At 43.8% G+C, this 22,950-nt stretch carries 23 protein-coding genes, 1 tRNA gene, 1 other RNA gene and 1 pseudogene; 8 read left to right on the plus strand and 18 right to left on the minus strand.

All coding sequences use genetic code 11. From position 1 onward, the window contains the following. Nucleotides 1–38 precede the first annotated feature (38 nt). On the minus strand, nucleotides 39–656 hold the full coding sequence (locus M5J74_RS22375) for a DedA family protein (protein WP_106218613.1): 618 nt from the start codon (nucleotides 654–656) through the stop codon (nucleotides 39–41). Between the two features lie 174 nt (nucleotides 657–830). After that, nucleotides 831–1,415 carry a CAP domain-containing protein gene (locus M5J74_RS22380; RefSeq protein WP_015156221.1) on the minus strand — a complete coding sequence of 195 codons (585 nt, stop codon included), beginning with the start codon at nucleotides 1,413–1,415 and terminating at the stop codon, nucleotides 831–833. A gap of 134 nt (nucleotides 1,416–1,549) precedes the next feature. Here M5J74_RS22380 and M5J74_RS22385 point away from each other — a divergent pair, with 134 nt between their 5' ends. Next, nucleotides 1,550–1,945, plus strand: coding sequence for a hypothetical protein (locus M5J74_RS22385; protein WP_127024218.1), 396 nt, complete (start codon nucleotides 1,550–1,552; stop codon nucleotides 1,943–1,945). A gap of 174 nt (nucleotides 1,946–2,119) precedes the next feature. Here the strand turns inward: M5J74_RS22385 and M5J74_RS22390 are convergent, their stop codons facing one another. Both M5J74_RS22390 and M5J74_RS22395 read right to left on the minus strand, forming a co-directional pair. Then, nucleotides 2,120–2,494, minus strand: coding sequence for a sensory rhodopsin transducer (locus M5J74_RS22390; RefSeq protein ID WP_015156223.1), 375 nt, complete (start codon nucleotides 2,492–2,494; stop codon nucleotides 2,120–2,122). Continuing rightward, a complete protein-coding gene (locus M5J74_RS22395; RefSeq protein WP_015156224.1) occupies nucleotides 2,494–3,324 on the minus strand; it encodes a bacteriorhodopsin in 831 nt (276 codons plus the stop codon). Before M5J74_RS22395 ends, M5J74_RS22390 begins: the two co-directional genes overlap by 1 nt. A gap of 628 nt (nucleotides 3,325–3,952) precedes the next feature. On the opposite strand from M5J74_RS22395, the gene M5J74_RS22400 reads away from it, so the two are divergent. Next, nucleotides 3,953–4,978, plus strand: a complete 1,026-nt coding sequence (locus M5J74_RS22400) for an AI-2E family transporter (RefSeq protein WP_015156225.1) — start codon at nucleotides 3,953–3,955, stop codon at nucleotides 4,976–4,978. Nucleotides 4,979–5,058: 80 nt separating this feature from the next. On the opposite strand, the gene M5J74_RS22405 is transcribed toward M5J74_RS22400, so the two are convergent. After that, the gene (locus M5J74_RS22405) at nucleotides 5,059–6,630 is read right to left on the minus strand and encodes a Na+/H+ antiporter (protein ID WP_041462572.1); all 1,572 of its coding nucleotides are present in this window, start codon (nucleotides 6,628–6,630) and stop codon (nucleotides 5,059–5,061) included. Between the two features lie 127 nt (nucleotides 6,631–6,757). On the opposite strand from M5J74_RS22405, the gene M5J74_RS22410 reads away from it, so the two are divergent. Together M5J74_RS22410 and M5J74_RS22415 are read left to right on the plus strand one after the other, a co-directional pair. Further along, nucleotides 6,758–7,759, plus strand: a complete 1,002-nt coding sequence (locus M5J74_RS22410) for a DUF389 domain-containing protein (RefSeq protein WP_106167213.1) — start codon at nucleotides 6,758–6,760, stop codon at nucleotides 7,757–7,759. Nucleotides 7,760–7,851: 92 nt separating this feature from the next. After that, the gene (locus M5J74_RS22415; protein WP_250013292.1) at nucleotides 7,852–8,319 is read left to right on the plus strand and encodes a M48 family metalloprotease; all 468 of its coding nucleotides are present in this window, start codon (nucleotides 7,852–7,854) and stop codon (nucleotides 8,317–8,319) included. Here the strand turns inward: M5J74_RS22415 and M5J74_RS22420 are convergent. Next, nucleotides 8,238–9,038 (minus strand): annotated as a pseudogene (locus M5J74_RS22420) (transposase); the annotation flags it as partial. The gene M5J74_RS22415 and the pseudogene M5J74_RS22420 sit on opposite strands and share 82 nt — an antisense overlap. A gap of 275 nt (nucleotides 9,039–9,313) precedes the next feature. On the opposite strand from M5J74_RS22420, the gene M5J74_RS33625 reads away from it, so the two are divergent. Both M5J74_RS33625 and M5J74_RS22430 read left to right on the plus strand, forming a co-directional pair. Next, nucleotides 9,314–9,448: a hypothetical protein gene (locus M5J74_RS33625; protein WP_371934073.1), complete on the plus strand. Its 135-nt coding sequence runs from the start codon at nucleotides 9,314–9,316 to the stop codon at nucleotides 9,446–9,448. A gap of 103 nt (nucleotides 9,449–9,551) precedes the next feature. After that, a complete protein-coding gene (locus tag M5J74_RS22430; RefSeq protein ID WP_015156230.1) occupies nucleotides 9,552–11,453 on the plus strand; it encodes a S9 family peptidase in 1,902 nt (633 codons plus the stop codon). A gap of 126 nt (nucleotides 11,454–11,579) precedes the next feature. On the opposite strand, the gene M5J74_RS22435 is transcribed toward M5J74_RS22430, so the two are convergent. Beyond that, on the minus strand, nucleotides 11,580–12,461 hold the full coding sequence (locus M5J74_RS22435) for a hypothetical protein (protein WP_106218780.1): 882 nt from the start codon (nucleotides 12,459–12,461) through the stop codon (nucleotides 11,580–11,582). A gap of 248 nt (nucleotides 12,462–12,709) precedes the next feature. After that, entirely contained in the window at nucleotides 12,710–13,447 is a 738-nt protein-coding gene (locus M5J74_RS22440) for a tetratricopeptide repeat protein (protein WP_250013294.1), read from the minus strand. A 417-nt stretch (nucleotides 13,448–13,864) separates the two neighbouring features. Between M5J74_RS22440 and M5J74_RS22445 the strand changes: the two genes are divergently transcribed. Next, the gene (locus tag M5J74_RS22445; RefSeq protein WP_106167218.1) at nucleotides 13,865–14,200 is read left to right on the plus strand and encodes a hypothetical protein; all 336 of its coding nucleotides are present in this window, start codon (nucleotides 13,865–13,867) and stop codon (nucleotides 14,198–14,200) included. 160 nt (nucleotides 14,201–14,360) lie between these two features. After that, nucleotides 14,361–14,432, plus strand: a tRNA-Gly gene (locus tag M5J74_RS22450). A gap of 513 nt (nucleotides 14,433–14,945) precedes the next feature. Here the strand turns inward: M5J74_RS22450 and ssrA are convergent. The 10 genes from ssrA to M5J74_RS22500 form a co-directional block, all read right to left on the minus strand. Next, nucleotides 14,946–15,333, minus strand: a transfer-messenger RNA (tmRNA) gene (gene ssrA, locus M5J74_RS22455). A 97-nt stretch (nucleotides 15,334–15,430) separates the two neighbouring features. Further along, on the minus strand, nucleotides 15,431–16,378 hold the full coding sequence (locus M5J74_RS22460; RefSeq protein ID WP_015156235.1) for a F0F1 ATP synthase subunit gamma: 948 nt from the start codon (nucleotides 16,376–16,378) through the stop codon (nucleotides 15,431–15,433). 107 nt (nucleotides 16,379–16,485) lie between these two features. Further along, nucleotides 16,486–18,003 (minus strand): F0F1 ATP synthase subunit alpha, encoded by a 1,518-nt coding sequence (atpA, locus tag M5J74_RS22465; protein ID WP_015156236.1) that lies wholly within the window; start codon nucleotides 18,001–18,003, stop codon nucleotides 16,486–16,488. A 133-nt stretch (nucleotides 18,004–18,136) separates the two neighbouring features. After that, on the minus strand, nucleotides 18,137–18,694 hold the full coding sequence (gene atpH, locus M5J74_RS22470; RefSeq protein ID WP_015156237.1) for an ATP synthase F1 subunit delta: 558 nt from the start codon (nucleotides 18,692–18,694) through the stop codon (nucleotides 18,137–18,139). Further along, complete coding sequence (locus M5J74_RS22475; protein ID WP_041463379.1) at nucleotides 18,691–19,266, minus strand: F0F1 ATP synthase subunit B; 576 nt, start codon at nucleotides 19,264–19,266, stop codon at nucleotides 18,691–18,693. Before M5J74_RS22475 ends, atpH begins: the two co-directional genes overlap by 4 nt. Nucleotides 19,267–19,397: 131 nt before the next feature. Then, on the minus strand, nucleotides 19,398–19,826 hold the full coding sequence (locus tag M5J74_RS22480; protein ID WP_015156239.1) for a F0F1 ATP synthase subunit B': 429 nt from the start codon (nucleotides 19,824–19,826) through the stop codon (nucleotides 19,398–19,400). A 180-nt stretch (nucleotides 19,827–20,006) separates the two neighbouring features. Then, nucleotides 20,007–20,252: an ATP synthase F0 subunit C gene (atpE, locus tag M5J74_RS22485; RefSeq protein ID WP_008233924.1), complete on the minus strand. Its 246-nt coding sequence runs from the start codon at nucleotides 20,250–20,252 to the stop codon at nucleotides 20,007–20,009. A 107-nt stretch (nucleotides 20,253–20,359) separates the two neighbouring features. Next, a complete protein-coding gene (gene atpB, locus M5J74_RS22490) occupies nucleotides 20,360–21,121 on the minus strand; it encodes a F0F1 ATP synthase subunit A (RefSeq protein ID WP_015156240.1) in 762 nt (253 codons plus the stop codon). A gap of 56 nt (nucleotides 21,122–21,177) precedes the next feature. Next, on the minus strand, nucleotides 21,178–21,621 hold the full coding sequence (locus M5J74_RS22495) for an ATP synthase subunit I (RefSeq protein ID WP_015156241.1): 444 nt from the start codon (nucleotides 21,619–21,621) through the stop codon (nucleotides 21,178–21,180). 92 nt (nucleotides 21,622–21,713) lie between these two features. Further along, a complete protein-coding gene (locus M5J74_RS22500) occupies nucleotides 21,714–22,895 on the minus strand; it encodes a bifunctional 2-polyprenyl-6-hydroxyphenol methylase/3-demethylubiquinol 3-O-methyltransferase UbiG (protein WP_250013302.1) in 1,182 nt (393 codons plus the stop codon). Nucleotides 22,896–22,950 lie beyond the last annotated feature (55 nt).

Below are 22,950 nucleotides of genomic sequence, written 5' to 3' on the forward strand. Positions count from 1 at the left end.
AGGCAGAAAGCAGAGGGCAGATGGCAGAAGAAATTTTGTTATCTTTTTGCTTTCTGTTTCTGCTTGTGACGGCGATACATCACCCAAATTCCGAAACATACAAACCCTAATACGAAGAAAACTGTAGAAGCAGGACTGAGAAACTTTTCTACTAACTGATAGTTTTGCCCTAGCACGTAACCTGCATAAGTTAGTATTCCTATCCACAAAAAAGTACCAGCTGACGAGTACAACACAAAAGGTAGTAAAGCCATGCCTTCTAAACCAGCAGGGATGGAAATGTAAGTGCGAATACCTGGAATAAATCGACCGAAGAACACGACAATTCCCCCATATTTAGCAAACCATCGCTTGGATTTATCGATATCTTCACCAGATAAACCGATCCATTTGCCATGTTTATCTACCCATTTCCGCAGCCGCTTTTCACCTACCAGCTTGCCAACGTGATACCAAATTATCGCTCCTAGAACAGTTCCCGTTGTTCCCGCTAACACCACAAATAGAAAATTTAATTCGCCTCTTTGGACGGTAAACCCTGCCAATGGCATGACGATTTCCTCTGGCACGGGAGGAAAGAAGTTTTCCAGCACCATCAACAAGGTAATACCCAGATAGCCCATTCTAGAAATAACATTCGTAATCCAATCGAGCATAAGATGATTTAATTTTCCAAGATTGCCAAGCTTGTTCTGTCAAATTGATTGCTCAACACTGATTCACATAATTTATACTATTTTTGTTTGAGTTATGAAATGTTTGTAAGGATTGGTAATTTGTAATTTGTATTTTCACCACTACTCACTACTTACTACTCACTACTCACTGAATTAAAAAAGCGATCGCATAAATAATTGCGTGGCATAAAATCTGTTGCCATCTTGCCAAATCCCAACACCTGTTTGGTTGAAAGCAGAACGCAGAATGTTTTCCCGATGTCCTGGGCTATCCATCCAGCCTTTAACTGATGAGGAAATGGGGTTAGGAACGTTGGTACTTCTAAACAAGTTCTCCCCCACCATTAAATAAGTAATGCCTGCGGCACTGACTCTTTGCGCTGGGGTACTACCACTAGGGCTAGTGTGGCTGAAGAAATCTTCCCGCGCCATTTGACGGCTGTAATCGCGGGCTACTTGAGCTAACCTTTCATTATGTTCTAGCGGATTCAAATTATTCTGCTGCCGAATATCGTTAATACGCTGCCGAATCTCTGCTTCCATTTCGGCAACAGCAGGAGATTTCGCTGGGGTTTTTGGCTGTTCGGTAGCAGGTGGTCCCAGCCCAGGAATTCTAGAAAAAATATCTCTAGCAGGCTCGCATCCTACTAGAGTTAAGGCGATCGGTGTCCATGCTATCCATAATTTCCACGGTCGTTTTTGTTGCCGTTTATTTTTGGTTAAATTTTCCTTATTCATCTTAGGAATAGTTTGTCAAGGCGATCGCTCAATTTATTGTTCGTACTTGAGATGTCACGAAACAACTGCTCTACTAACATGAACTGCATGACAAAATTGCCAACAGTGGAGAGCTAACAACTCCACCATCAACAATGAGAATTTTCAATGCCAGCGATCGCTACAACTGGCGATCGCAAGTCGAGTCGATAAAGACAAGTTATGGGGAAGGTGAAGGCGTGACGGTTGGGGTGGGAGTTTCAAGTGGGGTGGTTGTCGTGCCTGGAGTCTCAAGTGGGGTGGTTGTCGTGCCTGGAGTTTCAAGTGGGGTGGTTGTCGTGCCTGGAGTCTCAAGTGGGGTGGTCGTCGTGCCTGGAGTCTCAGCTGGAGTTGTGGGGCTAGTAGCAGGAGTTTCAGCAGGACTAGTAGTATCAGTAGTACCAGTACCACCAGTACCGCCTGTACCCGTGGGTTCGCAAGCACCAATAAGCAGGGACAGCCCTAAAACTGGAGCTAGAAAAAGAAATTTGTTGCTCATATTCTCCTCTTAAAAATTGAAGTGCAAAGCTAGGGCACTTAGTATTTGAAAATCAGGCAATAAGCTGACAATTGCTTCATCCTGCGCGATCCGGCGACGATGATCATCTACCATTGGTTGCAGGGAGCGATCGACTATCACCCGCAACCCAAAAGAACCATTCTTTTTCTTGCCTATGTTTTTTAAGCTAATTGCTAGCGTAGGCAATGGTGCTGAGAAGGGCGTTCTCTGCTTGACGGGAATCTAAACGGGTATGCTGGACGACAATTGGCACGTCCGACTCAATGACGCTGGCAAAGTCGGTGTCGAGGGGGATTGGTTCTGGATCTTTGAGGTTGTTGAAGCGAATATGTTTCGTGCGTCGGGCTGGAACAGTTTCTTTGTAAGGACCAACGGGTTCTTTGTCGCTGTAAAAGATTGTTATTTCAACATGGGCATCTGCGTCACCAGCATTGAGAATACATACGGTTTCATGGCTGGTAAATTGAGGTTCGGGTCCATTGCTATAAGCTGGGATATAACCCTCTGCGATTGCCCATTTTGTATGTCCAACTGGTTGCATTATCGCATACCTCCTGATAAATAACGAGTTTTTCTCTGTGCTTGCGATCGCCTTGGTTGTGCTACGACAGTTGCAAATCCCATCATCCGCATTACACCGCCTACACTTTCATCAAGACGAGTTTGCGTGTCAGGACTGCTGAGATTGCGTAAGCCATGTAAATCTAAGAAGCTAAATCCGACTTTGGAAAACAAGGGAATCAGACAAAACAAAAATGTATCTACAGTTTGACCGAAAACCCGAAAACCGGAAGGACCGAGAATCCAGACAATCGGATAGCAAACCCATAGCACTGTGAAATAAGTAGCAATTTTGGTGTAAAAACTAGACAGAGCTGAGTCTTGACTGCTGGCTTTGGCACGCAATGGTCCCCAAATTCCTGCCAAAACAACAAAGAAGGCAACTACACCGTTGATGTACCATAAATATCTCACCCAAGGGATGACAGACAGATCGGCAACTAAACCGCAAACAACTACAATGACTTGAGTAGCCATTAAAGAGGCAATCAGCGTCCAGTCTTTTTTGTGCAGGCGATGCATTGCCGTCCAAGACAGGGCTAATAACAATAGCGGTGTAGTGACAATCCAATCGATGTAACGGGCAAAATGAGCCACCTGTCCCGCCACCTCAATCTTTCCTTGTTCTAACTCCGCACCTGGTAAAACCATCGACAGATATGCCAGTCCCGACCAGATCGGAATAAAAGCGGCAACTAAATACTCATATCTGGGGACACCACGAGGATTTCTACCAAGCATGATGAAGTGGATTGCCCCGATCGCCATCCCTGCAATATAAAGCCAATGCCACAAAGCCTGCCAATCCATAATTTACCTCATGAAAGTTGTTAATACAAATCGCAGTTGGCTCCACTAATAATTAGCCAAAATGTGCTTTTGCTATTGAAAAAGGTGAATATTTGGATATTTACTGTCTAGATATTTGCCTTTTAAGCAAATAACTACAACTACTCGTTCTACCTCTATCATTCGGAGTAATTAGCTCTGTGCTTAGATTTACAATTTAATTGAGCGATCGCGCGATCGGTTATCTGCAAGATATGAAAATCTCGTTTGGTCTGAATTACAAAAAGTACAAGCTCGGCATTTTCAAGTTATTTCATCAGTTTGTTTCTAGTTTTGAAGTCAAATGTGACTAGAAAATGATAAAAAAATATGCTTGTCTTACTATCACTTTTCCATCACAATTAGGAACAATTCTAGAAATAGCAAGTTATCTGGTAATCCTCAATGGGTCATAAGATCTTTTGATGTGACTGTCATTGGTCATTGGTTATTAGTCATTTGTTAAATCGGAATGAGGCTAGCAATGCTCGTATGCCTCATGACTCAAATCGGTAGAAAATGTCAGCAAAATATTAATTCTGCCTTTTGGCTGTGGTTGAAAATTCCTTTATGAGTCAAGGACAGGCAGAAGCAAGGAGTCAAACAAGCAATGAGAATTGGGCAATGGCTGGGATTATTTGCACTGATTGTTTCCCTATACATCCTCTGGCAAATTCGACAGCTAGTGTTACTTTTATTTACAGCATCTGTATTAGCAGTAGCAATTAATCAACTCGTGCGACGATTTGGGCGATCGGGCATGAAACGAGCTGGAGCGGTATGGTTGAGTTTAGGTATTGTTGTTGCTCTACTAACTGTGAGTTTTTGGCTGATTGTAGTTCCCTTTATCAATCAGTTTCAAGACTTGGTAGAACTTTTACCGTCTGGAATAGAACGAATTCGACAAGGAATTAATTGGTTAGAGCTGCGGGTTGCGCCATTTTTGCCAGAAGTTCCCGATTTAAATCAAATTATCCAACAGATTCAGCCTTACATTGCCAATCTCCCAGCACAGATGTTAGCTTTCTTTTCTACCTCTGTGGGTGCGTTGTTAGAATTTTTGCTGGTGCTGATTTTAACTTTAATGATATTAGTTAATCCTCAGCCTTATCGCAAAGCTTTTATCCGTTGTTTTCCCGCATTTTATCGCAAAAGAGTAGATGAAATCCTGACTCGCTGTGCCGATGGTTTGGGTGCGTGGACGGTTGGTGCTTTGATTGAAATGGTATTTATCGGTGCTTTGAGTGGAATTGGTTTGTGGATATTGCAAGTACCGCTAGCGTTGGCTCATGCAGTTTTAGCAGGATTACTGAATTTTATTCCCAACATTGGACCCACTCTGAGTGTATTTTTACCAGCGACGATCGCCTTTCTGGATGCACCCTGGAAAGCTCTCGCCGTTATAGTTTTATATATCATCATTCAGAATGTTGAAAGTTACTGGCTAACGCCAACCGTAATGGCTCATCAAGTTGCGCTACTACCAGCAGTTACGCTGACGGCACAAATTTTCTTTACTACTTTTTTTGGGGCTTTGGGATTGCTGATGGCACTTCCCCTCGCAGTAGTTGCTAAAACCTGGATTGAAGAAACTTTGTTTAAAGATATTTTGGATCGATGGCAGCATTCCTCTTAGAAAGCCTGGGCGAATTGAATTCGCGACTACACAAGCGAAGTCCGCCTGCGCGGACTGTAGAAAATTTAATCGCCTATGGCTTAATCGCTATGCCCATCTCCAGTTTGTAACACTTCTGGGAGAAACGGCGACAGTTCTCGATTTAATCGTCCGGCTTTGACAAATTCCGCATATGTATTCGCCTCGGTTGCCAATAGTTCGGAGCGTAATTGTTCGGCGCTAAAATTTATCAGGTCGGGATACTCGTTTTGCAATTGCTCGATTTCTTTTTGCAAATCTTCGATGCCGCCTTTAATTAGTGCTTCTTGGTAGCGATAAAACTCTGGGTCGATACCTGGGCGCTGGTCTGCCTGTAACTGTTTTAACACGCGATCGAGGGCAACCCGTCGCGCGATAAATTCCATATATTGCTCTTGACGAGGGCGATCGCCTAATAAGTTTAACTTTTGCAGTAAAGTTTTAATTGTCAATCCTTGAAACAGCAAGGTGAATAATACTACGCCAAACACCGTAGCAATAATTTTATCTCGCTCTGGGAGAGCAGCCGATACGCTCAATGCTAAAGCAATGGAGACGGAACCGCGCAACCCACCCCACCAAAGTACCGTTTGGTCTGGTAAGGGGATGGTAGATTTAGCAAGATAGTTACTCAACTGGCTGAGAGTATAAATTGCGATCGCTCGCATGACAACAATTGCCCCTACCGTTACGGCAATTATGCCTAAATTCTCTCCCAACGTTGTAAAGTGAACTTGGTCGCCAATTAGCAAAAACACGATCGAGTTGACAAAAAACGCCAAAAACTCCCAAAACTCGCTGACAATAATTCGCGTGCGAGGATTCATGCCGATGCGAGAGCCAAAGTTTCCCAGAATTAAGCCGCAAGTCACGACTCCAATCACTCCAGAACCGCCCAAATCCTCAGTAATTATGTAAGTGCCGTAAGCAGCAACTAGAGTTAAAGATTGTTCGACTAAAGGTAAATCGAATCTTTGCGTCAGGTAGGAAATACCAAAACCAATTAAACCTCCTACAGCAACACCAACGCCTACAACCACAAAAAACTGGACTAAAATTGGCTGAACTCCAAGCTGCGTGTTTCCGAAAGACAGTGCCACTAAAAATTCAAAGGCAACCACTGCCATCCCATCATTAAATAAGCTTTCGCCTTCCATTAAAGTTGTCAAACGACTGCTTACGCCTAATTCTCGAAATACAGCAGTCACGGAAACCGGATCGGTAGCAGAGAGACTTGCGCCAATTAGTAAAGCTGTTGTCAAAGGCAGTGCGGCAAATTGATTTAAACTAAATGCCACTCCCACAATTGAGATAACTACACCCACTACCGCATAAAGGCAAATTGGCACGAGATTTTGCTTCAAACTCGACCATTTCAGATTCCAAGCAGCTTCAAATAGCAACGGTGGTAGAAAAATTGACAAAATCAGTCCAGGGGATAGTTCGACCAGGCGCACATCTACAAACGCCAATCCCAGACCTACAATGACGAGTAGTAGGGTATAAGGGATTTGGCGAAACCAGCTAAAGACTTGCGGTAGCGTTGCCACGCCTAGAGACACTGCTAGGACTGACAAAAATTGCTTGATGTTGGTTTCAATTGCTGCCTCTGCGATCGCCAATTCCATTACCATGCGTCAATTTTTATTCACTTCAAAAGTCAATCTTAGTCAGACTCGCGTGCTTATGACGAGCCTCTAGAGGTAGGACTTTAATTCAGTTATCAGTGACCAGTGACCAGCAACCAAGTGGGAGAAAGGCTTGTTCAGTAATATTCGCGATCGCTTCCATAACTTCAGGAACAAAAAATCTCATCCGTTAGAAATTCAGCAACTCCATACAGAGTTGCTGGAGGAATCAAAGTTAAGCTCGTCTTATTTAGCTTTAACTATCAGTTCTTGTGTCATTGCCACCCTTGGTTTGCTATCAAACAGTGCTGCCGTGATTATTGGCGCAATGATTATCGCACCTTTAATGTTGCCAATTCGAGGCATAGCTCTAGGTGCTTTGCAAGGTCGTGTTATTTTGTTCCGTGAAGGCGCGATCGCGCTGGGAATAGGAACGTTTTTATCCGTGATAATTTCCTACTGCTTGGGTTTAATTGTCAGTCTTCCCAGCTTTGGCAGCGAGATTTTATCCCGTTCTCGACCAACGCTATTAGATTTGGGTATTGCTGTGGCGGCTGGTGCAATTAGCGGCTATGCCAAGGCAGAACCAAAAATTTCTGGCAGTCTTGCCGGAACTGCAATTTCTGTGGCTTTGATGCCACCGATTTGCACGATCGGTTTGGGTTTATCACGGGCTGATTGGTGGCTGAGTCTGGGAGCAACAATCCTTTACTTAACTAACCTGCTGGGTATTACTCTAGCGTGTATGCTCACTTTTTTAGTAGTAGGCTATACCTCGCTGGCACAGGCAAAAAAACCCCTCATCTGGACTATATTCTTAACAGTAATTCTGCTGCTGCCCCTCGGTTTTAGCTTTTTCCGCCTGATCCGACAGACACAGCTAGAAACTAGTTTGCAACGAGCTTTAGTAAGTCAAACTATTACTTTTCAACGGTTGGAGTTGCTTAGCAAAGAGACGAACTGGTTTACAAATCCACCCCAAGTTCGCTTGAACGTGCGGGCAAAGGAACCAGTGACACCTCGACAGGTGCAGTTATTAGAAGATTTTATTCATCGCGAAATGGGACAGCGTTTCACTCTAATTTTTGAAGTTGGAGAAGTGGAAGAAGTCCGCAGTTCTCCGCCAGAGAATTAAATAACTATGCTCAGTTCAAATTTATGTCTAACCTTTTTTCTTTCTTTACCCGTCGTCTTCGCCGTTCCTAGTATCCATTTCTAGCGTTCTTGATGGCGGTTGGTCTTTTTGTCGGTTCGCCTCAAATTATCCAGGCAATTCCCTGGTTAGATATTTTGCGTCAGGGAGTGCAAGTGATTCAATTGTCTACTATTTCCGATTCACAAGAAGTTGAGTTAGGCAAGCAGATTAATCAGCAGCTAGTTACAAAAGAAGTTAAACTATACCGCAATCCCCAGATCGAGCGATACGTGAATCAGATCGGGCAGCGGTTGGTAAAAAGTAGCGATCGCTCTGACATTCCCTATACGTTTCAAGTCGTAAATAATAATAGCGTTAATGCTTTTGCCACAATGGGCGGTTTTGTCTACGTCCACACGGGGTTGATGAGATTCGCCCAGAACGAAACTCAATTAGCCAGCGTCATTGCCCATGAAAGAGGTAGAAAAATAGCCAAATCTCGAACGATTTTTGCGACTCGCGAACCGCTCGTATTCTTGAGAAGAACCTGTACTTTTTGAGCTTGTCTTAAACTAGCTTGGGTCAATTCAAGTAGTTGGCGATAAGCTTGTTCTCTATTTTGACGACCCAATTGGCTTCGAGCTTGAGATAGACTATCAATAAGCGCGAGAAATTTTTCTAGCTGTCCGATGACGGTTTTGGAATAATCGAGGATGAATTTTTGAGTCTGTAATCAGAATTTCTTTAGCCTTACACAAGAGACGACTCAGAACTCTCACTCCATCTACTAATAAGCTATTGTCAGAAGGAAAGTGAATATTTGTGGCTACTACTGTTCCATCTGTTCTCATTTTTTGTGCTTGAGTGAATTTTAGCTCGATAGCTATTTGAGTTAGCCGTTGATTAATTTTACTCAAAGTTTTTTCCTAATTTGATTTGACTAACGAATTAGCGTACTCTTGCTCGGTAGTGGATGAAAATATATTCGGCAAAACTGTCTTAAAACTAAACTTTCATTTACATTTTTGAGGAGTTTTTCGTAACTTAGATAACGTAAATGTTTCAGAGCTATCATCCGTAGTATGACTTCTACGGGAATTGAATTTCTTCCGGTTTTGGTAGAATGGGGAGAACGCTCTGATAAATCAGTTTCAACTAACTCCATTAGTTTCTTATCATCCAGAAGACGGTCAATCTCAACCATTTCAGCATCCATCTGACCAGTTAATTGCACCAGAGTGCTAAATTTTCTATCCATGTGATATTTCTTTCGTAACACCCCTCACCAGTCTGACTCGGATTGAGTACCTAAAACTTCTATTTCAATCACTGTAAGACTTTTAGGTTTCGCACCGGAAAATAGTCTAATCTCCAGTAGGAAGTATCTTATCTTTTTTGTGCGCAGTTCTCTTCCCAGCGTCAATTGGAATCGAAATCGATCGACAAGTTATTCTCGTATGATTAGGGTTGGGAATTTTCTCCACTGCTTGACCATTTTTATGCTATGCAGTAGCGGCGCAGCGTTTACCAGTCGTACTGGCAACTGCAATATTACTGCTAGAGCCAATGTTTGCAGTGTTATTTGCATCTGTAGTTCTACAAGAAATTCCGTCGCTTTGGTTTGGCATTGGCAGCGCACTAGTTTTCTGGGGATTGCTGTCGATCGCTGGCTTCGCTTTTAAGTGGTGACGTACACAAATCATAGCGATCGCCAATCGCATTCCCTAACCATCCTGCGGCTTTTGCTCAATTGCGGTAACAATCGTAAAAGAGCAATTATCAGGAGGCAAGTATGGTGACAACAACAGTCAGTCAACCTCAAACGCAACTACCACCATTAATTCCACGGGAAATTCTCTTCGGCAACCCAGAACGCGCCCGTCCTCAACTCTCCCCAGATGGCAAGTATTTGGCGTATATTGCTCCAGATGAAAAAAATATCCTTCAAGTGTGGGTGCGTACTGTAGGACAACAAGACGATCGCCAACTGACCCAGGATAAAAAACGGGGTATCCGCATGTACTTCTGGACGTTTGATGGCGAACAGCTAATCTACCTTCAAGATGCCGATGGCGATGAAAACTGGCACTGTTATGCAGTCAATATCAATACGAATATTGTCCGCGACCTGACTCCGTTTCAAGGGGTACAGGCGCAACCCCTCGCCTTAGACCATAACTTCCCGCATGAATTTTTGGTGGGATTAAATTTGCCAGATTTAAGCAAGCACGATGTTTACCGCGTTAACCTCAAAAATGGGGCAGTAGAGTTTGACACGGAAAACCCAGGTAACATTGTCTCTTGGACTGTGAATACTCAGTTTCAAGTTCAAGCTGCGATCGCAGCTACGGCTGATGGTGGGTACGACCTACTTTACCGCGAATCCCCACAGGCAGCTTGGGAAAATTTACGCCACTGGAGTTCTGAGGATGAAGGCTACGCTGTTAGTTTTTCTGCTGATGACAAAACTTTGTATATCGTCGGCAGTCACGATGCTAACGCCCAACGCCTCCTCGCCCTAGACTTAGCGACTCGTCAAGAGACTGTTATTGCTGAAGATCCAGAATACGATGTTGATAGTGTCATCGTTCACCCAACCGATCGTGTTTTGCAAGCGGTTTCTTTTTACCGCGACAAACAAGAGTGGCAAATTCTCGATCGCAGTATAGCTGACGATCTAGAAGTAATTGCCCAAGTCCGCCCTGGAGAATACAACATTACTAGCCGTGACTTGGCAGATCGAACTTGGTTAGTGGCTTACATCACTGACAATGGACCAGTTTACTACTACACATACGATCGCACGACCAAAAGTAGCACTTTACTTTTTAGCAACCAACCCAAACTCGAAGAGTTGCAATTAGCAACCATGCAACCTGTCTCCTACCCTACAAGAGATGGGTTAACAATTCACGGCTATCTCACAACACCTGTAGGAATTGCAGCTAAGAACTTACCAACAATTCTTCTAGTGCATGGAGGTCCTTGGGTGCGGGATACTTGGGGTTACGATCCAGAAGTGCAATGGCTGGCGAACCGAGGTTATGCGGTATTGCAAGTCAATTTTCGCGGTTCTACTGGCTACGGTAAGGCGTTTCTGAATGCGGGAAACCGCGAATGGGGCGCAAAGATGCACGACGATCTGATCGATGCAGTCAATTGGTTAGTAGAACAAGGTATTTCTGACCCTCAAAAAGTAGCGATTATGGGTGGTTCCTACGGTGGCTATGCGGCGCTAGCGGGGTTAACTTTCACGCCAGAGGTATTTGCAGCTGGAGTTGATATCGTCGGTCCCAGCAATTTAATTACGCTGATGCAGAGTATTCCGCCTTACTGGGAACCGATGAAAGCTATGTTTGCTCATCGTTTGGGAAATTTAGAGACGGAACCAGAATTTCTCAAATCGCGATCGCCCTTATTTTACTGCGATCGCATCCAAAAACCTTTGTTAATTGGACAGGGAGCTAACGATCCGAGGGTAAAACAAGCAGAAAGCGAACAAATTGTGGCAGCAATGCGGCAATCCAATCGACCAGTTGAATATCTGCTGTACGCAGATGAGGGACATGGTTTTGCCCGTCCCGAAAATCGCTTGCATTTCTATGCTAAAGCCGAGGAATTTTTAGCAAAATACTTAGGCGGGCGATTTGAACCTGTGGGCGATCTTGTAGGGCATTCAGGAGTGGAGAAATGAGGGTGGTAATTGGTAATTGGTAATTGGTAATTGGTTGTTGGTAATTGGTTGTTGGTAGTTGGTGAGAGGTAAATATTATCTGCTGAATTCCAACTTCCAACTGCCGATTTCTTAATGAAAGACAAATCAATCTTCTAACAGCACTCGCGCTTGTTTTAATATATTCTCACAAATTTTGTAGCTAATAATTTTTCTCTGTACAACTGTGTCTCCCACCCATTCTACAAATAGAATTACACCTGCACCCAATACGGCTATAACTGCCACGATAGAGTTGAGTATTGCTAGGTTATTTAACAAAATTGAGTTTAGTAAAAGCTGCAAGGGCATAGAAGTATAAACTAAGCTTAGAACAATAAAAATTGCAGCTATTTTAATAATTTTATGTGCTAGATTTACCTGTTGCGTCTGAAATGATAGTTCGGAGTGAATTTTATTTTCAACATACTGGAGCGCTTGTTTGCTGAAATTTGCCGTTTTAATAATTTTATCGACTAAATCTAATTCATAGCCAATCGCGTGTGCTCTAGTTACTTCAAAATCCAAACAGGCTATTTCTTTTGGGTTGCGAATTACTTGTTGACTCGATAACTGTCTTAACCATCTAACTTCCCAAAGGATGGCAAACAATAAGCCAAAAAAACCAAAAAGATAAATATATATTCTGATAGGTGCTGTTGCTGTTGGATTGAACAAACCTAATCCAATAGCAGCCGAAATAAAAAAACTCGCTCCAATTATAGATAGCTTCATCCAAATTGTCGGAGCAAGGCGATCGAAGATAGTTGTGATTTGTTGTCGATTGGATAAATTCGATGTAGAAATGTATATTTCTTGTTTCAGAATGATATATCTTAGCAGTAGGTTAAATACATCTTCAATCGCCCGCCGATCTATTGTTTTCTCTGCTTCTGGCAATGCTGAATATTCTGGTGTTGCCAAATTGAGATTTCTAGCTAATTCTTCTATAAGTTGATTGTCCTCGAAGGGATACGAATTATCCATCATAAAAAGATTTTAGTAATGGTTATATAGCAATCCAAATTGATGTGTGAACGTTTCCCGTATAGAGACGTTACATGTAACGTCTCTATACGGACAATCGATTTCACGATCCATCTAGGATTGCTATAGTTTCGTATATAACAGTATTCTTGTAAGTTCAAGAACAGTTAATCAATATTAATTATTTATGCAAGCAAATTTTATTTATTTTTTGTTTAAACCTTGTTAAAAAACTACATTTCGAGTGAGAGTTAGGGAAAAGTTGCGGCTAAAATGTGTTTTGTCATCTCAATCTGCGACTGGCTGAACCCAGCTTGCAGGAGATGGTTGAGAAAAATGCGATCGCCATACCGTGCATCTAGGTTGTACGCTTGTCGATAAGCAGCTTCAGCCGCAGCGCGCTCGCCCTTCTGCCAATGGGCGAGACTGAGAGCAACTAAAGGATGAGGGTTGGTTGGTTCTAGCTGGGCGGCGCGTTTTGCCGCACTAATTGCAGGTTCGTAGGACTGCAATCGCTCAAAAGCTAAGCTGAGATTGTAATAGGCAATCTCATTTTTTGGTTGTAAAATTGCTGCCCATGCGTGAACGAATACAGCAGCATTCAATTTACCACTGACTAAATAAACAATTCCCAAAGCGTTGAGAGCTGGAATAGAAATCGGATCGCGATATAAAACTTGAATTAAAGACTCAGCCGCCGCTTCTTTTTGTCCGGCTAGGTGTTGCGTCCAGCCTAACAAAACTCGTCCAGAGAGATTTTGCGGTTCGAGTTCTACAGACTTTTGCAAAGCCGCGATCGCTTCTGGATATTTTGCCGCTGCACGATAGGATAATCCCAAGGCACGGTATTCGCTCGCAGGGATTGCTGATGTTGGTTGAGCGACAAACAAGCTGCTAGCTGTTAATACAGTTATGACATGACGGGCGATCGCTGCACCCATAATTTGGCAGCCCCAATTCTGACCAAGATTTTCTTTCGTCAGCAGCATAACACAGGACTAGTCTCAGCAGCGAGTAGATAATCTCTTTTTGAATCTCCAAGGGTTGTCTAGAATGCGTTACCAAGCCTTACAGCATTGATGAGTTAGAAAACATTATTCGTTACTATCTCTCCAGTAAAAACTAGGCAATAGAGTACATACTGTAAGGATTAGTATGTGTTCTAATTAACAACCACTTATGACAAATAGTTCAGCCTATTGGTTAATGAAAACTGCATATTAGTAAATCAATATTGGATAAGGCAACAATATAGGTTTTTCATGTCCTTCCTACCAGCCGTTCCTACCGCAACGCTAGTTGGTGGGAATTTTATTAGTACATATCAAATAATCAGCCGATTGCCGGATGAGCAGAAGCAGACACCAGGGCTACACTAGACAAACTTAGTTATCTGTAGGTAGGTTATGTCTGGGGTGTCAGAAGAGAATGCATTGGCTGCTGAGGAACACGCCATAGCCTCACAGAAACAGGCTAAGTATACTAAGGAAACTGGAAAGCTCTTACAAAATCTTGGAGAGCCACAGAGTACGCATGGAGAGCTAATCGAAAAATACGGTAAGGCTGCGCAAAAACACGCTGATGCTTCACTGAAACACTCCCAAGCGGCTCGGAAGCACAATGAAAACTCAAAAGAGGAGTTTATCAAAGCTTCGCAGGAACATGTTAAGGAAAATCAGGAACACCTAAAGGCAACAAAGGAATGCATGAAGGTAGTGAAAAATTGGAAATCTCATGGGTGAAAGCATATTTGTTTTCCACCAGCGGTTGCCATAAATCTGATTCTCAGCGAATTCCCGACAGCTTCCATATGTACACCGCCTCTTGGACTTCTTTTCTTCTTGCCCATTGAGTATTTTTTGAGTACGATATACAGATATGTATGTGTTCAAAAGCTAAGTTGCGGGTGTAGTTCAGTGGTAGAACGCTACCTTCCCAAGGTCGATGTCGTGGGTTCGAGTCCCATCACCCGCTTACTAAACTTTAGGATTATGCGGTTTTTTCACCCGTCCTACTTATTGAAAAAACTATCCTTCGAGTCGTACTCTTTACACCAGCAACGCTCTAAAAGCAGGATTCTATGTTGCGCCTCAAACTGTTGAGGATTGAGAACTAATTTCGTATTGGCATCAAATATAGGCTGAGTCAAATATTGCCACAGTGGAAACTTTAACAAGTTAAATTGGAAATTCATAGAAATTCTCAGACGCGAAATAATACAGTAAACTTCAGACAAGTTCTCATAGCTGACGAACCCAGTACAATTAGCAGTACTAGTCAAGACCGCTCGCAAGTCTGCTAGATTAACATTGGCACAAGCAACAGCTAATCTTCTTGGTGAAGATTGCGGAAATAATTTAAGACGCTGTTGGGAAAAATCTGTATTATTGCGGTGGCGATCGCACCAACATTTTATATCTATGGTTACGCCAAAAAATTACCCACCCGGAATTTAACATCAAGGTGGGTAACTCAGTTTTGGTTTTTAAGTGGAGCTTACGGGAATCGAACCCGTGTCCAAATTGGGTATTAACCCCCCACTCGTTCACAGGCTTAGCCTTTTTGACCCTCAAGGCGGGGATCGTGCATTATCCCGCACGTAGGATGCTTCGATTAAGTCTTAACTAGCAAGTAAATCGAAGAAACCTTGCTAGAGCATCCGTTGGGGTTTGCCTGTAGTCCTTAACGGAGTCAAACTACAAGCGCTCGAATCTTTGAGAGATTATTAGGCAGCTACAGGAGCAGCCTTACGAGCAAAAGGAACGATGTTGTTCGCAGTTACGTTTTTTTGAGCCTTTGATTTACGAGAGGAGACTCACTCTCGACCTGTATCACAGAGCAGCTTTCGCCAACCTGTCGAAACCTTGAAAGCCCCATGTACTTCTTATCTCATTATAATTCGTCGTGGAGATTTTGGCAGGCAGATACAGAGGATCCCCCTAGCCCCCTTGTTAAGGGGGGTTGGGGAAATCTTATTTCAAAGCTTCCGCACCGCCGACAACTTCCAGAATTTCCTGGGTAATGGCGGCTTGCCGTGCTTTGTTGTAAGACAGCGTAAGGGTATTAATCAATTCGCTAGCGTTGTCGCTGGCGTTATTCATGGCTGTCATACGTGCTGCCAGTTCGCTAGCAGCAGATTCTTGTAATGCACGCAATAATTGGTTATTCAGGTACAAAGGCAACAGAGCATCGAGAATTTGTACGGGATCTTGCTCAAATAGCATATCCTTGGGAAAACTCCGTGCAGTGGCAGAAACTTTCTGTCTTTCCACTTCAAATTCACCACCACGGGTAGTCAGCCGAAAAACTTCATCGTCTGCAGCTTCAAAACCTTGAGCGTCTAATGGTAGCAGAGTTTGTACCACTGGGCGAGAACTAACTAACGAGACGAATTTGGTATAGATTAACTCCACTCTGTCTACGCTTTCCGACAAAAACAGGGAAAGCAACTCGTCAGCAATATTAGAAGCTTCTGCCGCTGTAGGAATTTGCTCTAAACCCGTATACGTTGCATCAATGGGTTGGTTGCGGCGTTGAAAATACTGGATGGCTTTGCGTCCGACAAGGATGTATTTGTATTCCAAGCCTTCAGCTTGAAGTTCTTTGGCGCGGTTTTCTGCCCGTTTAATCACGTTGGTATTATAAGCACCGCACAAGCCGCGATCGCCTGTAATTACCAGCAAACCAATGGAGCGAATGTCTCGTTTTTTGAATAGCGGTAGGTTGACATCTTCAAACTGCAAGCGAGTTTGTAGATTATACAGTACTTGTGCCAAGCGATCGGCAAACGGACGAGTAGAAAGTACTTGTTCTTGAGCGCGACGCACCCTAGCCGCTGCCACCAAACGCATCGCTTCTGTAATTTTTTTCGTATTTTTGACCGACTGAATGCGATCGCGGATTAATTTGAGATTAGCCATCGTCTTTTGGTAATTGGTAGTTGGTAGTTGGTATTCGTTGATAGTTAATAGTTAATAGTTAATTGCCATTAACCATTAACTATTAACCATTAACCATTAACCATTACCTAAGCAGTTGCCAAGAAGGTTTGTTTGTATTCGGTAATTGCTTCTTTCAACAACTTTTCGGCTTCATCGGTAAGTTGTCGTTCGCTACGAATGATTTCACCATACTTGGGTTTACTGGTTTTCAGGTATTCCCGCAGTCCTTTGGTGAAAGTGGTAACTTTATCTACGGCGATGTCGTCCATATAGCCGTTAATCCCAGCGTAGAGGATGGCAACTTGCTCGAATACCGATAGTGGCGAGTTTTGTGGCTGTTTCAACAACTCCCGCAAACGCTGACCCCGTGCCAACTGGTCTTGGGTGGCTTTATCCAAGTCGGAGGCAAATTGCGAGAAAGCTTGCAATTCGTCAAATTGTGCCAACTCCAATTTCAGCTTACCAGCAACTTTTTTCATTGCCTTGGTTTGAGCTGCCGAACCTACCCGCGATACGGAAATACCAGGGTTAATTGCCGGACGAATACCAGCGTTGAACAAGTCGGAAGTTAAGAAGATTTGACCGTCGGTAATGGAAATTACGTTGGTAGGAATGTAAGCCGATACGTCCCCTGCTTGGGTTTCGATAATTGGTAGGGCTGTCATGCTGCCTTCGCCTAGTTCGGTGCTAAGTTTTGCCGCACGTTCCAACAAGCGGGAGTGGAGGTAGAATACGTCTCCAGGGTATGCTTCCCGTCCTGGTGGACGACGTAGCAACAAGGACATTTGGCGATAAGCAGCAGCTTGCTTGGACAAGTCATCGTAAATGATTAGAGTTGCCTTGCCTTTGTACATGAAGTACTCTGCCAATGCTGCCCCCGTGTATGGCGCGAGGTACTGGAGGGTAGCAGAGTCGCTGGCGTTAGCTGCAACGACAATGGTGTAGTCCATTGCGCCCTTCTCTTGTAAGGTCTGGACTACGTTAGCAACGGTGGAAGCTTTTTGTCCGATCGCGACGTATACACAGATGACATCTTCGGTTTTCTGGTTGATGATCGTGTCAATGGCGATCGCGGTTTTACCTGTTTGTCTGTCACCGATAATTAATTCCCGCTGTCCTCTACCTACAGGAATCATTGCATCGATCGCGGTAATTCCTGTTTGCATTGGTTCGTATACCGAACGCCGCGCTACGATACCAGGTGCGCCAGACTCGATCAAACGGAATTCTGAGGTGTTTATGTCTCCCTTACCATCAATCGGACGACCGAGAGCATCCACAACACGTCCGATTGTGGCTTCTCCAACTGGAACCTGGGCAATTTTACCTGTAGCGGTAACGGAACTACCTTCTTGGATGTCGCGACCTTCACCCATCAATACCGCACCTACGTTGTCTTCTTCTAGGTTCAGGGCGATACCAACGGTTCCATCTTCAAATTCTAAGAGTTCGCCAGCCATAGCTTTTTCTAAGCCATAGATCCGGGCGATACCATCTCCTACTTGCAATACCGTACCAACGTTAGCAACTTTAACTTCTTGGTCGTATTGCTCGATTTGCTGCTGAATAATACTGCTGATTTCGTCAGGTCTGATACTGATCATGGTGAGTTTGTGTTAAGGAATTTTGGGAATCGGGAGTGGTGAAGACAAGGGAGAGGGGGGAGACAAGGGAGAGGGGGGAGAATTTTTCCTCCTTGTCCTCCTTGTCTCCCTTGTCCTTCTTTCTTCGTCCTTTTTAAGTGCCGCTAGTAAGTCGTAAAGAAAGGCGGCGCAGTTGTCCTCTGATACTAGCGTCGATCACTTGAGAACCAACTTTGACGATCGCACCACCGATTAAGCTTTGGTCGATTCTTGTTTCTAGTTCTACCTGACGGGCGTTGGTCATGGCAATGACTTTATCCCGCACAGCTTGCTTTTGTTCTTCAGTCAGTTCGACAGCTGAAGTGACTTCGGCTAAAACAGTTTGATTCAGTTGCCGCAGGAGGGCGAGATACTGTTGACAAATCCCTTCTAACAAAATAATGCGGCGGCGGTCTACCAACAGCATTAAGAAGTTACGCATGTAGGGGTTGACATTATCGCCGACAACTCGCCCCAATACTGCCTTCTTGTCGCTGATGCTGACGAAGGGGTTAGCGAGAAAGTTACGAAATTGCTCTGATTCCCGCAACAAATTCGTTAAAGTACGGGCATCTTCGCCGAATTGTTCCGTGAGGTTATTACTACGCGCCACAGACATCAATGCCTGGGCGTAAGGCTGCACTACCTGTTCGTTCATGGCATTGCTGCTCATTTACTGCCTCCTAGTAGTGCTATGCTGCGATCGATTGTTTGTTGTTGGATATTTTCGTCTAATCCCGATTCCAATTGGGATTCTACCTTTTGTAAAGCCATTGCAACTACAGAAGCTCGCAGTTGAGCGATCGCTCGTTCTCTTGCCGTATTTAAATCTTGAGTTGCTGTCTCTTTTAAGCGTTGAATATCTATTCCCACCTGAGCCAAGATTTGCTCTTTGGCTTGTTGAGCGTTCGTTGTCGCGCTTTGGCGAATTCTTTCGGCTTCCGCTTGAGCTTCTGTCAATCTTTGCTGCTGTTTTTGCAGTGCTGCTGCTGCTTCTTTAGCGCGGTTTTCTGCCGCTACAATTTCTGTTTCTATGCGCTCGCGGCGATCGCTCAAGGTTTTTCCTACTACCTTGCTGCCAAAATATACTAGTACGCCAACAAGAATAGCCAGGTTAATTAGGTTTGTTTCTAAAATATCAAAATTAAGACCAAACCCGCCTGCTTCTGCTTCTGCTTCTGCCGCTTCAGCAAGTAGTGGGCTACCTTGTGTCACCAACCAGATAAAACTTCCCATCATACCCATCCACATTTTCAGTTGTCAGTTGTCAGTTATCAGTTATCAGTTATGAGTCAGGAGTCAGAAATCAGGAGTCAGGAATCAGGAGTCAGAAGTTAGAATTCACTGGTCACTGGTCACTGGTCACTGGTCACTGTTCAACTGGTTACTGTTCCTAACAGCTTTTCTACGATTTGGCGACTGAGGGCATCTACCTGTTGCTGCAACGAAGCCATAGCTGCTTGTCGTTGTTGCTCAATTTCTTGAGCTGCTTGTTCTCGTTGTGCTTGGGCTTCTTTTTGTGCCTCTGCTATTTTTTCCGCCGCTATTCTTTGTGCATCTGCTTGAGCGTCGGCAACAACTTTTTGCGATTGACGACGAGCATCTGCTATTTGCTGCTCGTATTCTTTTGCTAATCGCTCTGCTTTCGCCAAACGTTCTTTTGCTTCAACATTATTCGTGCGGACGTAATTATCGCGGTCGTCCAGTGCCTTTGTTAGTGGCTTGTAGAAAATGACATTCAATACAGATGCCAACAGTAGGAACTGCAACGCCATTAAGGGCAAGGTAGCATCAAAATCAAACATTATTTCTCCCCTTTGGCTTGAATGGCTGTTTTCATGCCAAGCAACATCATCCACCCTTTCATATTCTAAAAATCCTCTGTTGTTTGAGAGGCAATTTACACGCGATCCGATTGAAAAAAGTTCTCACTCAGTTGTAGAGACGCTCTTAAGAACGTCTCTACAAAGATAAGAATTTAGGTTTTAGGAAAAGGGGTTAGCAAACAGTAATACTAGGGCAATTACCAGACCGTAAATGGTTAGCGATTCCATGAATGCTAGAGTCAACAGCAGAGTACCGCGAATTTTTCCTTCTGCTTCGGGTTGACGAGCAATACCTTCTACTGCTTGACCCGCAGCATTTCCTTGACCGATACCAGGACCGATTGCAGCTAAACCGATTGCTAATGCGGCAGCTAGAACTGAAGCAGCAGAAACTAATGGATCCATCTTGATTTTCCTTACTTTGAGTACACAACAAACTTTCTTTTCAGTTGTCAGTTATCAGTTATCAATTAACTCTGACTTCCGACTTTCTGACTTCATCATGAGTTGCTCTAATGAGCCTCATGTTCTTCACCACCATGACCCTCCATCGCCTCATGAATGTATGCTGCTGCGAGGGTAGCAAAAACCAGGGCTTGGATCGCACTAGTAAACAAACCTAATGCCATCACTGGCAGAGGTACAAACAGAGGTACGAGTAGAACTAAAACCGCTACTACTAATTCATCCGCTAAAATGTTACCAAATAGTCGGAAGCTTAGGGAAAGAGGTTTGGTGAAATCTTCCAAAATTGCGATTGGTAACAGAATTGGCGTTGGCTCAATATACTTTTTAAAGTACCCTAAACCGCGTTTGCTAAAACCCGCGTAAAAGTACGCTAAAGAAGTTAACAACGCCAGCGCTACTGTTGTATTAATATCGTTAGTTGGAGCGGCTAATTCACCTGATGGCAACTTAATTAACCGCCAGGGAATTAAAGCACCAGACCAATTCGATACGAAAATGAACAGAAATAGCGTGCCAATAAATGGAACCCAAGGACGATACTCTTTCTCACCAATCTGATTCTTGGTCAAATCCCGAATGAATTCTAGCGCGTATTCCATTAAATTTTGGATACCACTAGGAACTTTCTGGATGTTCCGAGTAGCTGCTATCGAAGCAACTACTAGAATGCCAATCACAAACCACGAGGTGAGAAACACTTGCCCATGAATTTTGAGATTGCCCAATTGCCATAAAAAATGTTGACCTACTTCCAACGAGGCAAGAGGGAATAAATTAAAGGTGTTTGTGACGCTAAGCATTTGCATTCAAGCAGTTTTCCCAAAAAGCGAGAATGGGGCGATTGGTTTTGCGGTTTCCTAACTTATTTAGAGTTAGGAATGAAAGCAGATTGAATCGTATAGACGAGAAGTGTGGCTTTGTAAGTCAGAAACCCCAAGAATATCGGCAGAATCTGTAGTTGACGCAATTGAGTTGCGACTACAATCACACCAATAAATAGGGCAAACCGAGATTTACTCAGTTGTCTTTTTTCTTGACCTAGCCGCTCAACGTCTCTAGCCAACATTTTTAAGTAAACCATACCTGTGACTGCTCCGAGCAAATAGTTCAGGGCAGTGTTGAGGGAATAGAAAATCCACACAGAGATAAAAATAAACCCCGTCAATCCAAGGGTGATTGACAATAATCCTTGGAAGAGTTGATAAAACTCTTGCATTGAGGAAGTCTTGTCTTGTGTGGTAGTGGAACCAGGTTGAGATTCCTCAGTTGCAGGTGTTGGTGTTGTTGATTCGTCTGACAAGTTCACAAAAACTCGCAAATGACGCTGACGCTAATGTTTCGACTCTAATGAGCCACGTAGAATCATACCACGTTACGGTAACAATACTTAAAAAAGAGTTAACCAGGCGAAAGTACGATTAGTTGTTGGGAAAGGAGCGATCGCACCCCTTCTATGCCCAGTTCTACGTTAGCTAAAATTTCACCTATTGTTAAGTTGCGATCGCAAGCCTGTAAAAATTCCAGTTCGGTTTCTGTTAGATTAACGATTTGATAGTCGTAGTTAAACAAGCAGCGACTCGGAAAGCCATCTATACAAGGGTTTAGTTCGGGAATGGCTGCGAGTAAGGCTGCATCTGACGACCAATCGGCTTGCGGTAGCGATGGACGACCTAAGAAAAATTCGTAGTGGGTAACTTCTGGATCTAATAGTTCGATTAAACGATATTTAGCGCGATCGCTCAATGGGTTAGTTCTCTCCAATAAACTCGGATCTTTGCCCAAAAGCCGCTCTATTTGCCAAAAATTTGGGTTAGAAAAGCCCAAGAAAGTTAACCCAGAAGCATCAATTAAATCGAATAATGTATCAATATTGTAGTCAATCTCTTGCGGATGAACGTACATGTCTGCAAAACATTCATCTCGCTGATTTTCCATCGCCCAGCGTGATTTTTCGCGTTTGACAAGACGATTGTTTTCTGGTAGAGAAGCAAATAGTTTTCTGCCAATTTGTACGCCATCGCGATAATCGCCCTGTTTGTCATTTTGCAGCAGTGCGATCGCCTGTTGCATTAATTTGATTTCCCAGCGCCCTATTTCTCCATACACGAAGATGTGCATGATTCCGCCTGGGGCTAGTTTAGATGAAATGGCTTGAATCCCACGGATCGGATCTGGTAAGTGGTGCAGCACTCCCACGCAGTTAATTAAATCGAATTCCCCTGGTAGTTGTTCCGCATCGTACAAACTCAGGTGTTGAAATTCAACGCGATTAGCACCCGAACGCTGACAGCGTTCCCGCGCCACAGCCAAAGCACCCGCACTCAAATCGATTCCTACAACTTGGGCATGTGGGTTGAGGTGAACCAAGTATTCCGTTCCTACCCCCGTACCGCAGCCAGCATCGAGAATGCGGATATCTTGTTTTTGCGGTTTTTGTCCGGTACAGAAGCTATAGGCGGCTAGCCAATTCCAGCGCCAGTTATAGCCAGGAGGCGGTTCGTCGAGTAGCGGTTCTGGAGGAAAGGGATACGTATCGTAGAGTTTGGCGACAGCAGCACTAATGCTTTGGGAGTCTGACATGGATGGGCTATGAGGGCAGCATCAATGTAGTGTAGCGGAATACGGGTTACAGGTG

This window comes from Chroococcidiopsis sp. CCNUC1, assembly GCF_023546805.1.
GTDB lineage: Bacteria > Cyanobacteriota > Cyanobacteriia > Cyanobacteriales > Chroococcidiopsidaceae > Chroococcidiopsis > Chroococcidiopsis thermalis.

Excerpts from the sequence above, each read along its gene's own strand:
- M5J74_RS22375 (WP_106218613.1), bottom strand. The coding sequence starts at position 656 with ATGCTCGATTGGATTACGAATGTTATTTCTAGAATGGGCTATCTGGGT.
- M5J74_RS22380 (WP_015156221.1), bottom strand. The coding sequence starts at position 1,415 with ATGAATAAGGAAAATTTAACCAAAAATAAACGGCAACAAAAACGACCG.
- M5J74_RS22385 (WP_127024218.1), top strand. The coding sequence starts at position 1,550 with ATGAGAATTTTCAATGCCAGCGATCGCTACAACTGGCGATCGCAAGTC.
- M5J74_RS22390 (WP_015156223.1), bottom strand. The coding sequence starts at position 2,494 with ATGCAACCAGTTGGACATACAAAATGGGCAATCGCAGAGGGTTATATC.
- M5J74_RS22395 (WP_015156224.1), bottom strand. The coding sequence starts at position 3,324 with ATGGATTGGCAGGCTTTGTGGCATTGGCTTTATATTGCAGGGATGGCG.
- M5J74_RS22400 (WP_015156225.1), top strand. The coding sequence starts at position 3,953 with ATGAGAATTGGGCAATGGCTGGGATTATTTGCACTGATTGTTTCCCTA.
- M5J74_RS22405 (WP_041462572.1), bottom strand. The coding sequence starts at position 6,630 with ATGGTAATGGAATTGGCGATCGCAGAGGCAGCAATTGAAACCAACATC.
- M5J74_RS22415 (WP_250013292.1), top strand. The coding sequence starts at position 7,852 with ATGGCGGTTGGTCTTTTTGTCGGTTCGCCTCAAATTATCCAGGCAATT.
- M5J74_RS22430 (WP_015156230.1), top strand. The coding sequence starts at position 9,552 with ATGGTGACAACAACAGTCAGTCAACCTCAAACGCAACTACCACCATTA.
- M5J74_RS22435 (WP_106218780.1), bottom strand. The coding sequence starts at position 12,461 with ATGATGGATAATTCGTATCCCTTCGAGGACAATCAACTTATAGAAGAA.
- M5J74_RS22440 (WP_250013294.1), bottom strand. The coding sequence starts at position 13,447 with ATGCTGCTGACGAAAGAAAATCTTGGTCAGAATTGGGGCTGCCAAATT.
- M5J74_RS22445 (WP_106167218.1), top strand. The coding sequence starts at position 13,865 with ATGTCTGGGGTGTCAGAAGAGAATGCATTGGCTGCTGAGGAACACGCC.
- M5J74_RS22460 (WP_015156235.1), bottom strand. The coding sequence starts at position 16,378 with ATGGCTAATCTCAAATTAATCCGCGATCGCATTCAGTCGGTCAAAAAT.
- atpA (WP_015156236.1), bottom strand. The coding sequence starts at position 18,003 with ATGATCAGTATCAGACCTGACGAAATCAGCAGTATTATTCAGCAGCAA.
- atpH (WP_015156237.1), bottom strand. The coding sequence starts at position 18,694 with ATGAGCAGCAATGCCATGAACGAACAGGTAGTGCAGCCTTACGCCCAG.
- M5J74_RS22475 (WP_041463379.1), bottom strand. The coding sequence starts at position 19,266 with ATGGGTATGATGGGAAGTTTTATCTGGTTGGTGACACAAGGTAGCCCA.
- M5J74_RS22480 (WP_015156239.1), bottom strand. The coding sequence starts at position 19,826 with ATGTTTGATTTTGATGCTACCTTGCCCTTAATGGCGTTGCAGTTCCTA.
- atpE (WP_008233924.1), bottom strand. The coding sequence starts at position 20,252 with ATGGATCCATTAGTTTCTGCTGCTTCAGTTCTAGCTGCCGCATTAGCA.
- atpB (WP_015156240.1), bottom strand. The coding sequence starts at position 21,121 with ATGCAAATGCTTAGCGTCACAAACACCTTTAATTTATTCCCTCTTGCC.
- M5J74_RS22500 (WP_250013302.1), bottom strand. The coding sequence starts at position 22,895 with ATGTCAGACTCCCAAAGCATTAGTGCTGCTGTCGCCAAACTCTACGAT.